This window comes from Hyphomicrobium sp. (assembly GCF_019744875.1).
Taxonomy (GTDB): domain Bacteria; phylum Pseudomonadota; class Alphaproteobacteria; order Rhizobiales; family Hyphomicrobiaceae; genus Hyphomicrobium_C.
Genome location: NZ_JAIETU010000002.1, coordinates 215992 through 228317, shown reverse-complemented (window position 1 = coordinate 228317; position 12326 = coordinate 215992). Strand labels below are relative to the sequence as shown.

Genomic DNA, 12326 nt, shown 5'->3' with positions numbered 1-12326 from the left:
CTCGCCCACACCTCGACCGGAACCGGGCGGCGCGAAACGGGAGCTGATCGATGAGTAATCACCGCCGGGATGTGTCGCCCACGTTGTCGCGACGCGATGGCATGCGCCCCCGCAGTCCCGCCGAGGCTCTGGAGCCGGGCCGCGCTCCGCCGCGCCCGCATGGCATGCGCCAGAAGCGCGAGTCGCGTGTGCTCTCCGGCTTCGCGCGCATCGTCAGCGGTGTCATGACGCTCGCGCTCGTCATGATGCTAGCGGGCGGCGCGCTCACGCTCTTTACGGGCCATCTCTACAGCCGTCCCGGTCCCCTGACGACGACCCAGACCATCGTCATCCCCAAGGGCACCAGCACCAATTCCATCGCCGACGATCTCGAACGCGAAGGCGTCGTGTCCAGCCGCTGGGCCTTCATGGTCAACTACCTCGTGCAAAGCCGGATGCATCCCGGCGAGGTGGTGCTGAAGAGCGGCGAATATCTCTTCAAGCCGGGCGTCAGCATCCGCGACGTGATCGCCATCCTCTCCGAGGGCAAATCCGTTCTCTACAAGGTGACGATCCCGGAAGGCCTCACGAGCCAGCAGATCGTCGAGCGGCTGAAGAGCGAGGAGAACCTCACCGGCGACGTGACGCAGATCCCGGCCGAAGGCTCGTTGATGCCGGAGACCTACAGCATCGAAAAGGGCATGTCGCGCCAGGAGCTCTTGGATCGCATGCAGGCCAAGCAGAAGCAGGTGCTCGACGCCGCCTGGGAGCGCCGCCGCGAGGGGCTGCCGCTGCAGTCGCCGGAGCAGGCCGTCGTGCTGGCGTCGATCATCGAAAAGGAAACCGGACGCGCCGACGAGCGTGAGCGCATCGCGGGCGTGTTCTCGAACCGCCTGACCAAAGGCATGCCGCTTCAGTCCGACCCGACCATTCTCTACGGCATCTACGGCGGCGGCGTGCAGTGGGGCAAACCCATCCTGCAGACGGAGAAGGACGCCAAGAACGCGCACAACACCTACCAGATCAAAGGCCTGCCCCCGACGCCGATCTGCAACCCGGGACGCCCCGCGCTCGAAGCGGCCTTGAACCCGTCGCAGCACGGCGACGTCTTCTTCGTGGCCGACGGCACGGGCGGACACATCTTCTCGGCGACCCTCAAGGATCACAACGCGGCCGTCTCCAACTGGCGCAAGGTCGAAAAGGACATGCGCGCGCGCCAGGCGGCAGCAGCGGGTACCGCAGAGCCCGCCGCCGACGGCGCGGCCGCACCCGCGGGCGACGCCGCAGCGCCCGCGAACCCCGTGACGGAAATCCCAAATCCCCCAGCGGAGGATGCACCGGCAGCCCCTGCTGAAGCGGCGGCCCCCGCTGGAACGACCACGGTCTCCGCAATTCCCCTGCCGATCCGTAAACCCAAAAAGTAGCGCGCCGCCCTTGCAGAGGTCTGCCCGCGCCCGTACTGGTGTCGCGTGTGCCCGCGCACGCGCCCTTCCCAGTTTTTTCCGGCCTGTCGCCCCCGAGCCCCCAAAGACGAGCGTCCCAAGATGAGCCTGCAGAGCATGACCGGGTTTGCCCGCCGCGACGGCGCGCACGAGGGATGCACGTGGCATTGGGAGCTGCGCAGCGTGAACAATCGCGGCCTGGACGTGCGCCTGCGTTTGCCCTCCGGCTACGAAGCCCTTGAAGCGAAAGTGCGCGAGCGGCTGACGAAGGCGATTTCGCGCGGCAGCGTGAACGCCAACCTGAGCCTGACGCGCCGGGCGCAGACGGCCGACATCACCGTCAACCAGGCCGCGCTCGATCGCGTGCTCGCGATCGCAACGCGGCTCGCCAAGGAGATCGGCGCCGAGCCCCCGCGTGCCGAGGCGCTGCTGGCCCTCAAAGGCGTGCTCGACGTCGCCGACGACGCGGACGATCCGGTCGCTGAGGCCGATGAGCAGGCGGCCGTCCTCGCAAGCCTGGACGCTGCGCTCTCTGATCTGGTGGCCGCACGGCGCGACGAGGGCCGCCGCCTTACCGAGGTTCTGACGCGCCAGATCGACGAAATCGCGCGGCTCTCTCACAGCGTCGAAGTCGCGCCTGCGCGCTCCGTCGAGGCCATCCGCGCGCGTCTTGCCGAGCAGGTCGCCCGCCTCATGGAAACCGGCCAGTCGTTCGACCCCGCCCGCCTCCATCAGGAAGCCGTGATGCTGGCCACGCGCGCCGACGTCGAGGAAGAGCTCAAGCGCCTCAACGCCCACGTCGAGGCCGCCCGGGCCCTGCTGCGCGACGGCGGGGCAGTGGGCCGCAAGCTCGATTTCCTTGCCCAGGAATTCAACCGCGAGGCCAACACGTTGACGTCGAAGGCGGCCGACCAGGACATCGCCCGCTCGGGTCTCGCGCTCAAGGTGGTGATCGATCAGTTGCGCGAGCAGGTCCAGAACATCGAGTAGCACTGGACCGGCTGCGGGCGAGCCCCTATCAACGGCGGGAAACGAACGACGCGCGCGGGGAGCCGCCATGACGACCGAAAATCCAAGCATCGAACGGCGCGGCCTGCTGCTTGTGCTGTCGTCGCCCTCGGGCGCAGGAAAAACCTCGCTCGCGCGTGCATTGCTAGAAAGCGATCGCCACATCGCGCTTTCGATTTCCGTCACGACGCGCCCCCCGCGTCCCGGCGAGGTGGACGGTCGCGACTACTGGTTCGTCGATGAAGCCCGCTTCAAGGCGATGCGCGACGACAACCAGCTCCTCGAATGGGCAACCGTGTTCGGCAACCTCTATGGCACGCCGCGGGCGCCGATCGAGCAGGCCGTCGCCGAAGGTCGCGACGTGCTGTTCGACATCGACTGGCAGGGCACCCAGCAGTTGTCCGAACGCATGGCCGGCGACCTGGTGCGCGTTTTCGTGCTGCCGCCTTCGGGTGGCGCGCTTGAGGCGCGCCTGCAGCAGCGCGCGCAGGATCCTCAGGACGTCGTCGCCAAGCGCATGGCCAAGGCGGCATCCGAAATCAGCCACTGGGCCGAGTACGACTATGTCATCGTGAACGGCGATCTGGCGGAAAGCATTGCCGGGCTGAAAGCGATCCTCGCCGCCGAGCGCCTGCGCCGCGATCGCATGACGGGTCTTTCGACGTTCGTGCGCGGGCTCCAGTCCGCACTCGAATAGCCCCAGGCATACCCCCCGAGACGTAGAGCCAAGACCCGCGGAAGCCGCCAGGAAACTTACGGCAGATCGCGCGCGTAGCTGATGACCGAGAGAAACCGGATGGGAAGCTTGATGAGCTCTTCCGGTCCGTGCGGCGCGTCCGCGTCGAAGAACAGGCTGTCGCCCGGCTTCATGGGATAGAGCTTGTCGGCATGGCGATAGACCACTTCGCCTTCGAGCACATAGATGAGTTCGAGCCCGCCGTGCTGGAACAGCGGAAATACGTCGGATTCTTCGGTCAGCGTGATGAGGTAGGGCTCGACGACAACCCCGCCCGAGACGCCGCCTGTATGCCCGAGAAGCTGATACTGATGGCCCGCGCGCGTGCCGCGACGCTCGATGAACAGGCCCTGTCCCGCTGAAACGAACACCGCATCGCGCCGCTCTTCGAAGCGCCGGAAGAGCGCCGTCACCGGCACACCGAGCGCCTTCGAAAGACGCTGCAGCGTCGTGAGCGACGCGCTCGTGACGCCGTTTTCGATCTTGGAGAGCATGCCGAGCGACAGCCCGGCCGCCTTCGCCAGGTCCGACGCCGTGATGCCGAGCTTGTTGCGGAAGGCGCGCACCTCGCGGCCGATCGCAACCTCGAGCATGCTGTCGCGCGAACCCTGCAGCGCGTGAGGATCCTGCTCCTTCGCCTCCACACGCTCCGCAAGATCGCCGAGGTCTGCCTGCACCTCGCCCTTGGACAGCTTGGCCTCCGCCAGAACATCCGCATCAGCAGAAATCGCTGCGAGTGCCTTTTTGCCGGATGCGCTCAGTCGTTGGTTCATTGTCAATTCCACATTTCGCGCTCAATTCCACATTTCGCGTGGTGCGCCAATTGGAGAAAAATGCGAGTGGCTGCAGGCGAAATAACCTCGGAATAGAACTGCGTCGCCGTTTCCTATCGAACACGTTCGCATCCACATTGGCAACAGACGCCTGATGAAATGCACGACTCCCTGACGAAAGACGGAGCGAACTGACGCCGTACAGCCCGCAGGGAGGGGCGCGCCTCGGCACGTCAGGACGGCGCGAGCAGGCCCGATAGGGTCCCGGTCAGGTTAGTTTCCACAGCTTCAAGATCAATGGTTATCGCGCGGCGCTGCCCAATTCATGGCCACCCACATCACAAATCTGCATGAATCTGTATCAAAGCATCTTGACAAGGTGCGTCCACTCGCCGCACAACCTTTCCGCACATAAAAAACAATTGCCTCACAGGCAAGTCCTGCATGAGGCTTAACTGGGGGAGCGCATGCAACCAAACCAACAAGATCCACGCATTCAAAAGATGTTTTCCGGTGACCGCATATGGGCCTTTGGCGCTGTAGCGGTGCTCTGGTCCATTTACGGCTTCGTGTTTTGGAAGCTGTCGGCAAATCCCGGCGCGGAACCCGTTCTGACCGCGCTGGCAATCTCCGGCGGCCTCGTTCTGCTCTTTTGCACCGCCTCGATCGTCGCGATGATCAAGCACTACGCGGAGGACAAAGAGCACATCTACGGCCTCGACATTCATTATCTCGATGAAATGAAGAAGGCTCGGGGGTGAACGATGGCAAAAGCACCATATCAGCCGCCGGTCCAATCGAAATTCGGCCAGGTTTTCGACTCTCTTTTCCTTCTCGCACTCGTCATGGCGGCGCTTTTCGTGCCGCTGTATCTGGGCCTCGCAGGTGGCGGTAAGACCACTCTCGAGATGCCAGACAAATCCTGGGCAGGCATGCAGCAGAACGCGACCATGCAGGCCCAATGGGAAAAGCTCGGCTACACCGATGGCACTGAGGCGAAGGACGGCAAGACGCCGGCCGCCGATCTCATCGCCGCGCGGTTCGACTACACGTTCGAACCCGTCGAGCTTGGTCTGACCGCCCTCGTCGTCATTGGCTATTTCTTCATCGTCTTTCATTGGTCGAAGAAGGAATACCAGGACGTGATCGACGAACGCTTCAACAACAAGTGAGTGGGAGGGGGACCTCGTGAACAATTTCGTACTGCTCGAATACGCAGCGTGGGGCATCTCTGCTCTCTTGGGGCTTTGGATGCTCGCTGATCTCATCTACACCGACCGCACGTACTCAGAAGAAATGCTGACGTCGTCGCAGGAAGGCGATATCGAAGACTCGCTGGTCATCGACCCGACCCAACAGGGAGGTCAGAAATGAGCCAGACAACAGCAGTCCACGGCGAAAGAATTTCGCTGCTTCGCGTTCTCGGCCCCGGCCACGTCTGGGCCCTCGGCGTCGGCATCGTTCTCGTCGGCGAATACATGGGTTGGAACTTCGCAGTCGGCAAAGGCGGCGCCATCGCCGCGCTTGTCGCATGCTGGTTCGCCGGCCTTCTCTACACCTGCGTCGCCATGATCGACTCGGAAGTGACCTCCACGGTCGCTGCCGCTGGCGGTCAGTACGCCCAGGCCAAGCACATCATTGGGCCGCTCATGGCCTTCAACGTCGGCTTGTTCCTGGTCTTCGCCTACACGATGCTCGAAGCAGCCAACGCCATCACGCTCGGCTACCTCGTGCAAACCGTGGGGTCGATGTCGGGCTTTGAGAACACGCACGACAAGCCGTTCATCGTCTTGACGATCATGTTCCTGGCTTGGCTCAACTACCGCGGCGTTTACGCGACGCTGACGTTCAACCTCGTCATCACCGCCATCGCCTTCGTTGCCATCTGGGTGCTGTTCTTCGCAGTGCAGCCCTGGAGCGACGTCTACATGAAGCACGACCAGCTGCTCACCGGCTTGCCATACGGCTGGCTCGGCGTGCTGGCCGCCATGCACTTCGGCATGTGGTACTACCTCGGCATCGAAGGCACCACGCAGGCCGCCGAAGAAGTCCGCTCGCCGGCCCGCGCACTGCCGCTCGGTACGATGACCGGCATCATGACGCTGCTCATCGCCGCGACCATGACCTGGTACATCTGCGCCGGTCTCATGCCGTGGGAATACCTTGGTCAGGCCGTGACCCCGCTGTTCGACGCAGCGCGTCTCACGGACTCGACGGTCCTGATGGTGCTTCTCTTCATCGGCACCATCTTCTCGACGCTGGCCTCGGCCAACGGCTGCATCAACGACGCTTCCCGTGCCTGGTTCTCGATGGGACGCGACCGTTATCTGCCGCAGGCTTTCGGCGCGGTTCATCCGAAGTACCGCACACCCTACCGGTCGATCGTCTTCCTCGTTCCGGTGGCTCTTGTGTTCGCGATCTTCGCCCCGCTCGATCAGGTCATCACGTTCTCGATCCTGTCGGGCCTGCTTGAGTACACGTTCATGGCCTTCAACGTGCTCATGTTCCGCAAGAAGTGGCCGCTTGGCACCATTCCGCGCGGTTATGTGCACCCCTTCCATCCGCTGCCGGCCATCGTGCTCTTGATCCTCTGCACCGCCACTTACTTCGCGGTGTTCCTCGGATACGGCACGCAGCTCATCGCGATGATGGTGTTCTACATCATGGCTTCGCTCTGGTTCGCCCTCCACCGCTACAAGTTCGTGCGGCGCGGCGCCCAGTTCACGATGCCCTGGCCGAAGCCGGTCGGATACTAAACGCAACGCCACTGACAAAGCGCGGCTTGGACAGCCTCCAGGCCGCGCTTTTCACGAATGACCCCGCTTTTCACGAATGAGATGTCACCCGCGTTCCGGAAGGCAGGTATCGCATGTCAATTGACCCCGCCTTCATCTTCGTCGCCATCATTGCCGGCCCGCTTGCCTGGCTCGCGATCCGCGACCACAAAAAGCTGCGCACGAGCCGCACCAGCCTCCTCGACGATTGTCTCCCGCTGTTCGATCGCCCCGAGCTGACCCACGGCGGCGACAGCTTCCCCGCAATCCGCGGCACCATTGCGAACCGTCGCGTCGATGTCCGGCTGATCAGCGACACGATGACGATCCGCCGCCTGCCGCAGCTCTGGCTGCAGGTGACTGCGCTCGATCGCTTGCCCGACATCGCGGGCGTTGCCGTCCTCGTGCGCCCATCGGGATATGAATTCTACAGCCTCACCGCGGGCTTCGAACACGTCATGGACACGCCGCCGTCGTTTCCGCGCGAAGTGCTCGTCCGCGGCGAGAACCCGCGCGCCGATTTCACCTTGAAGAAACTCACAGCGCCGATGGCCGCCATCCTCTCCGATCCCACCGTCAAGGAGATCGCGGTCACGCGCCAAGGCCTGCGCATCATTCGCCAGGCAGGCGAGGGCAGGCGCGGCGAGTATCTTCTCCTCCGCCAGGCCGTGTTCGATGGCGCCGCCGTTTCGGCCGCCGCGCTTCAGTCCACGCTCGACGAAATCGATACGCTCCGGCGCGCTGCAACCCTCAGCCAGGAAAACACCTACGCATGACGACTCCCGCCCGTGAGCCTTGGAATCCCTACGCTGTGCTCGCTTTTGCGCTTCTGATGCCCGGCGCCGGACACGTCGCCGTCGGCCAGCCCCAGCGCGGCTTCGGATTCGCGTTCTTCTCGCTCCTGCTCGCGCTCGTCTCCTGGCACACGACGACGCCCGAGCATTCCTTCATCGGCCGCTCGGCCGCGGGCCTTTTCGTGTGGGCGATCTCTATTCCGGACGCCTATCGCCTGGCCCGGATGAAGTACGAGCTGTGGCGTAAAAACCGCCGCTGAGCTATCCCCTGAGGAAACTTACATTCATCGCAGTTGAATGCGACGAATTTTCCTGCTACATAATGTCTACGAACAAAAACTTGCGGAGGTCGCTTGATCCGATGTGTGGAATTGTAGGGTTGTTCCTAAAAAACAAGGCTTTAGAGCCTAAACTTGGCGAGATGACAGCTACCATGCTCGCAACGATGTGCGAGCGCGGTCCGGACTCGGCCGGTTTCGCCATCTACGGCGACGCCAAGTCGGGTAAGGCAAAGATCACCCTTCAGTCGCCGCAGCCGGACAAGGACTTTGCCGGTCTCGCTAAGGCGGTCGGCGACAAGATCGGCAAAGCCGTATCTCTGGAAGTCAAATCCACTCACGCCGTCCTGACCTGCCCGGCCGCCGACGTCGATGCCGCCCGCGCAGCCGTCCGCGAGATCACCCCGACGATCCGCGTCATGGGCCGTGGCGACGTGATCGAGATTTACAAGAAAGTCGGCTACCCGACCGAAGTGGCGAGCCGCTTCGATCTCAAGAGCATGACCGGCACTCACGCCATCGGCCACACGCGCATGGCCACCGAAAGCGCCGTGACGACGCTTGGCGCCCATCCGTTCTCGACCGGCCCCGACCAGTGCCTCGTGCACAACGGTTCGCTGTCGAACCACAACAACCTGCGCCGCGAACTGATCCGCGACGGCATGATCTTCGAGACCGCCAACGACAGCGAAGTGGCGGCAGCCTACCTGACGTGGCGCATGAACCAGGGCCTCAACCTCGGCCAGGCGCTCGAGCGCAGCCTCGAAGATCTCGACGGCTTCTTCACGTTCGTCGTCGGCACCAAGAATGGCTTCGGCGTTGTCCGCGACCCGATTGCCTGCAAACCGGCCGTGCTGGCCGAAACGGACGACTACGTGGCCTTCGGTTCCGAGTACCGCGCACTCGCGGGTCTGCCCGGCATCGAGAACGCCCGCGTCTGGGAGCCTGAACCTGCCACTGTGTACTTCTGGGAGCGCTAAGAACATGAGGTCGATCGATTTGGCGAAGACGCCGCTTCGGGAGCTGAACCAGGGCTTGCACGCCCTCAAGGACGGCACCAACGAAACCGAATGGGAAGTGCTCAATCCGCGCGGCCAGCACGCCATTGCGGCGGGCGTCGACGCACCCGTGAATGTCAACATCCGCGGCGCCGTTGGCTACTACTGCGCCGGCATGAACAAGCAGGCGACGGTCGTCGTGCACGGTTCCTCCGGCCCCGGCACGGCCGAGAACATGATGTCCGGACAGGTCATCGTCAAAGGTGACGCCAGCCAGTACGCCGGCGCCACCGGACGCGGCGGCATGCTCGTGATCGAAGGCAACGCATCCTCGCGGTGCGGCATCTCGATGAAGGGCATCGACATCATCGTGCGCGGCAACATCGGCCACATGTCGGCCTTCATGGCGCAGACCGGCAATCTCGTCGTGCTCGGCGATGCGGGCGATGCGCTCGGCGACAGCATCTACGAAGCCAAGCTCTACGTGCGCGGCTCCGTCAAGAGCCTCGGCGCTGACTGCATCGAAAAAGAGATGCGCCCTGAACACCACGAAGCACTGTCGGCCCTTCTGAAGAAGGCCGGCGTCGACGGAGTGAAGACGTCCGAGTTCAAACGCTATGGCTCGTCGCGCAAGCTCTACAACTTCAACATCGACAACGCGGACGCCTACTGATGACATATCATAATCCGCCGACCACCCCTCGCAAATCGGCTACCTTCGACGACTACACGCTGTCGGAGATCCGTCGCGCCGCCCAGACCGGTATCTATGATATCCGTGGCGCCGGCGCGAAGCGGAAGCTGCCGCATTTCGACGATCTGCTGTTCCTCGGCGCATCGATGTCGCGCTACCCGCTCGAAGGCTATCGCGAGCGTTGCTCGACCGCGGTGACCCTCGGCACGCGCTACGCCAAGAAGCCGATCGAGCTCAAGACGCCGATCACGATCGCAGGCATGAGCTTCGGCGCGCTTTCGGGCAACGCCAAGGAAGCCCTCGGCCGCGGCGCGACGCTCGCCGGCACCTCCACCACCACCGGTGACGGCGGCATGACGCCGGAAGAGCGCGGCCACTCGGAAAAGCTCGTCTATCAGTACCTGCCGTCGCGTTACGGCATGAACCCGGACGACCTTCGCCGCGCCGACGCCATCGAGCTCGTTGTCGGCCAGGGCGCCAAGCCCGGCGGCGGCGGCATGCTGCTCGGCCAGAAGATTTCGGATCGCGTCGCTGAAATGCGCACGCTGCCGAAGGGCATCGACCAGCGCTCCTCGTGCCGCCATCCCGACTGGACCGGTCCCGACGATCTCGAAATCAAGATCCTCGAGCTCCGCGAAATCACGGACTGGGAAAAGCCGATCTACATCAAGGTCGGTGGCGCGCGTCCTTACTATGACGTCGCTCTCGCCGTGAAGGCCGGCGCCGACGTCGTGGTTGTCGACGGCATGCAGGGCGGCACCGCCGCCACGCAGGAGGTATTCATCGAGCACGTCGGCCAGCCGACGCTCGCATGCATCCGCCCGGCCGTGCAGGCGCTCCAGGACCTCGGCATGCATCGCAAGGTGCAGCTGATCGTCTCGGGCGGCATCAGAAACGGTGCGGACGTCGCCAAGGCTCTGGCTCTCGGCGCAGACGCCGTCGCGGTCGGCACGGCAGCCCTCGTGGCGCTCGGCGACAACGATCCGGCGCTCGAAGACGAGTACCGCAAGCTCGGAACGACGGCAGGTGCCTACGACGACTGGCATGAAGGCCGCGACCCGGCCGGCATCACGACCCAGAACCCGGAACTGGCTCAGCGCCTCGATCCGGTTCGCGCCGGACGCCGCCTCGCCAACTACCTGAAGGTTATGACCCTCGAGCTGCAGACCATCGCACGCGCCGCGGGCCACAACCACGTCCACAACCTCGAGCCCGAGGATCTGTGTGCGCTCACCCTCGAAGCCGCCGCTATGGCTCGCGTTCCGCTGGCCGGCACGAGCTGGATCCCGGGACAGGGTAATTTCTAGTCTAGTGAACGCTTCGGATCGAGAGATCCGAAGCGTTTCATTCTGCCGAACTACAAAAAAAAGACCAAGCATCTAGGGGACTGAAACACCAGTCTTGCGTCAACCCAAGTGGGAAAGCATTCAATGTCACACGATCTCGCTCAGCTCGCGAAAGAGCGCGGCATCCGCTATTTCATGATCTCGTTCACCGATCTGTTCGGTTACCAGCGCGCCAAGCTCGTGCCGGCAGCCGCGATCGCTGACATCCAGAAGGACGGCGCAGGCTTTGCCGGGCTCGCAACCTGGCTCGACATGACGCCGGCTCATCCGGACATGCTCGGCATGGCCGATCCGGCCGGCATCATCCAGTTGCCCTGGAAGAAGGAAGTGGCCTGGGTTCCCGCCGATTGCGCGATGGAAAACAAGCCCGTTCCGCAGTCTCCGCGCGTTGTCCTGAAGACGCTGGTCGACCGCGCCGCAAAGCTCGGCCTGCGCGTCAAGACGGGCGTCGAGTGCGAGTTCTTCCTGATCAATCAGGACGGCACCGCGATCTCGGACTCCAAGGACCAAGGCTCGAAGCCCTGCTACGACCAGCAGGCACTGATGCGCCGCTACGATGTGATCGCCGAGATCTGCGATTACATGCTCGAGCTCGGCTGGGAGCCTTACCAGAACGACCACGAGGACGCGAACGGCCAGTTCGAAATGAACTGGATCTTCGACGACGCGCTGGTGACCGCAGACCGTCACGCGTTCTTCAAGTTCATGGCCCGCTCGGTTGCCGAAAAGCACGGCATGCGCGCGACGTTCATGCCGAAGCCCTTCCCGACGCTGACCGGCAACGGCTGCCACGCTCACATCTCGGTCTGGGATGCGGCGACCGGCAAGACCAACATGTTCGCCGACAAGACCGACGAGATGGGCCTCTCGAAGCAGGGCTACAACTTCCTCGGCGGCATCATGAAGCACGCAGAGGCGTTGGCTGCCATCACCAACCCGACGATCAACTCCTACAAGCGCATCAACGCGCCGCGGACGATCTCGGGCGCGACCTGGAGCCCGAACTCCGTGACCTGGACCGGCAACAACCGCACCCACATGGTGCGCGTGCCCGGGCCTGGCCGCTTCGAGCTTCGCCTGCCCGACGGCGCAGTGAACCCCTACCTGCTGCAGGCCGTCATCCTCGCGGCCGGCCTCGATGGCATCGACAACAATTGCCACCCCGGCAAGCGTTATGACATCGACATGTACCAGGAAGGCCATACCATCACCGACGCGCCGAAGCTGCCGCTCAACCTTCTGGACGCCATCCGCGCGTTCGAGAAGGACCAGAGCCTCAGAGAGGCCCTCGGCACGGACTTCTCGTCCTCCTACATCAAGCTGAAGCAGCGCGAGTGGAACTCGTTCTCGACCCACTTCACCCAGTGGGAACTCGACAACACCCTCGACATCTAACCATCGGCAGCGGGTAACAACAGGCAACGGCGGCAGAAGACCTCTGCTGACCGTTGCCTGTTGGCCGTTGCCTGTCCTATAGCCATGCCCTGGCGCGCCGAATTGCTGC

General features: G+C 63.7%; 14 protein-coding genes. 13 read left to right on the top strand and 1 reads right to left on the bottom strand.

Annotated features, from left to right (window positions below; translation table 11 throughout):
• Positions 1 to 50: 50 nt before the first annotated feature.
• From mltG to gmk, 3 genes are all read left to right on the top strand, one after another.
• Complete coding sequence (gene mltG / locus K2Y42_RS01160; protein ID WP_291147571.1) at positions 51 to 1403, top strand: endolytic transglycosylase MltG; 1353 nt, start codon at positions 51 to 53, stop codon at positions 1401 to 1403.
• Between the two features lie 120 nt (positions 1404 to 1523).
• Positions 1524 to 2411, top strand: coding sequence for a YicC/YloC family endoribonuclease (locus K2Y42_RS01155; protein ID WP_291147569.1), 888 nt, complete (start codon positions 1524 to 1526; stop codon positions 2409 to 2411).
• Positions 2412 to 2478: 67 nt separating this feature from the next.
• The gene (gmk, locus tag K2Y42_RS01150; RefSeq protein ID WP_291147568.1) at positions 2479 to 3126 is read left to right on the top strand and encodes a guanylate kinase; all 648 of its coding nucleotides are present in this window, start codon (positions 2479 to 2481) and stop codon (positions 3124 to 3126) included.
• A gap of 56 nt (positions 3127 to 3182) precedes the next feature.
• On the opposite strand, the gene K2Y42_RS01145 is transcribed toward gmk, so the two are convergent.
• Positions 3183 to 3938: an XRE family transcriptional regulator gene (locus K2Y42_RS01145; protein ID WP_291147567.1), complete on the bottom strand. Its 756-nt coding sequence runs from the start codon at positions 3936 to 3938 to the stop codon at positions 3183 to 3185.
• A 545-nt stretch (positions 3939 to 4483) separates the two neighbouring features.
• On the opposite strand from K2Y42_RS01145, the gene K2Y42_RS01140 reads away from it, so the two are divergent.
• From K2Y42_RS01140 to glnT, 10 genes are all read left to right on the top strand, one after another.
• On the top strand, positions 4484 to 4699 hold the full coding sequence (locus tag K2Y42_RS01140) for a hypothetical protein (protein WP_291147566.1): 216 nt from the start codon (positions 4484 to 4486) through the stop codon (positions 4697 to 4699).
• Positions 4700 to 4702: 3 nt separating this feature from the next.
• On the top strand, positions 4703 to 5110 hold the full coding sequence (locus tag K2Y42_RS01135; RefSeq protein ID WP_291147564.1) for a hypothetical protein: 408 nt from the start codon (positions 4703 to 4705) through the stop codon (positions 5108 to 5110).
• A gap of 16 nt (positions 5111 to 5126) precedes the next feature.
• Positions 5127 to 5312 carry a hypothetical protein gene (locus K2Y42_RS01130; RefSeq protein WP_291147562.1) on the top strand — a complete coding sequence of 62 codons (186 nt, stop codon included), beginning with the start codon at positions 5127 to 5129 and terminating at the stop codon, positions 5310 to 5312.
• On the top strand, positions 5309 to 6694 hold the full coding sequence (locus tag K2Y42_RS01125) for an APC family permease (RefSeq protein ID WP_291147560.1): 1386 nt from the start codon (positions 5309 to 5311) through the stop codon (positions 6692 to 6694). The genes K2Y42_RS01130 and K2Y42_RS01125 overlap by 4 nt, the downstream gene beginning before the upstream one ends.
• Positions 6695 to 6807: 113 nt before the next feature.
• Positions 6808 to 7488: a hypothetical protein gene (locus tag K2Y42_RS01120; protein WP_291147558.1), complete on the top strand. Its 681-nt coding sequence runs from the start codon at positions 6808 to 6810 to the stop codon at positions 7486 to 7488.
• Positions 7485 to 7766 (top strand): hypothetical protein, encoded by a 282-nt coding sequence (locus K2Y42_RS01115; RefSeq protein ID WP_291147556.1) that lies wholly within the window; start codon positions 7485 to 7487, stop codon positions 7764 to 7766. Before K2Y42_RS01120 ends, K2Y42_RS01115 begins: the two co-directional genes overlap by 4 nt.
• Before the next feature lie 101 nt (positions 7767 to 7867).
• Entirely contained in the window at positions 7868 to 8764 is an 897-nt protein-coding gene (locus tag K2Y42_RS01110; RefSeq protein ID WP_291147554.1) for a glutamine amidotransferase family protein, read from the top strand.
• A 4-nt stretch (positions 8765 to 8768) separates the two neighbouring features.
• Complete coding sequence (locus K2Y42_RS01105) at positions 8769 to 9455, top strand: GXGXG domain-containing protein (protein WP_291147552.1); 687 nt, start codon at positions 8769 to 8771, stop codon at positions 9453 to 9455.
• Positions 9455 to 10783, top strand: a complete 1329-nt coding sequence (locus K2Y42_RS01100; protein ID WP_291147550.1) for an FMN-binding glutamate synthase family protein — start codon at positions 9455 to 9457, stop codon at positions 10781 to 10783. The genes K2Y42_RS01105 and K2Y42_RS01100 overlap by 1 nt, the downstream gene beginning before the upstream one ends.
• A gap of 123 nt (positions 10784 to 10906) precedes the next feature.
• Positions 10907 to 12217, top strand: coding sequence for a type III glutamate--ammonia ligase (gene glnT / locus K2Y42_RS01095; RefSeq protein WP_291147549.1), 1311 nt, complete (start codon positions 10907 to 10909; stop codon positions 12215 to 12217).
• Positions 12218 to 12326 lie beyond the last annotated feature (109 nt).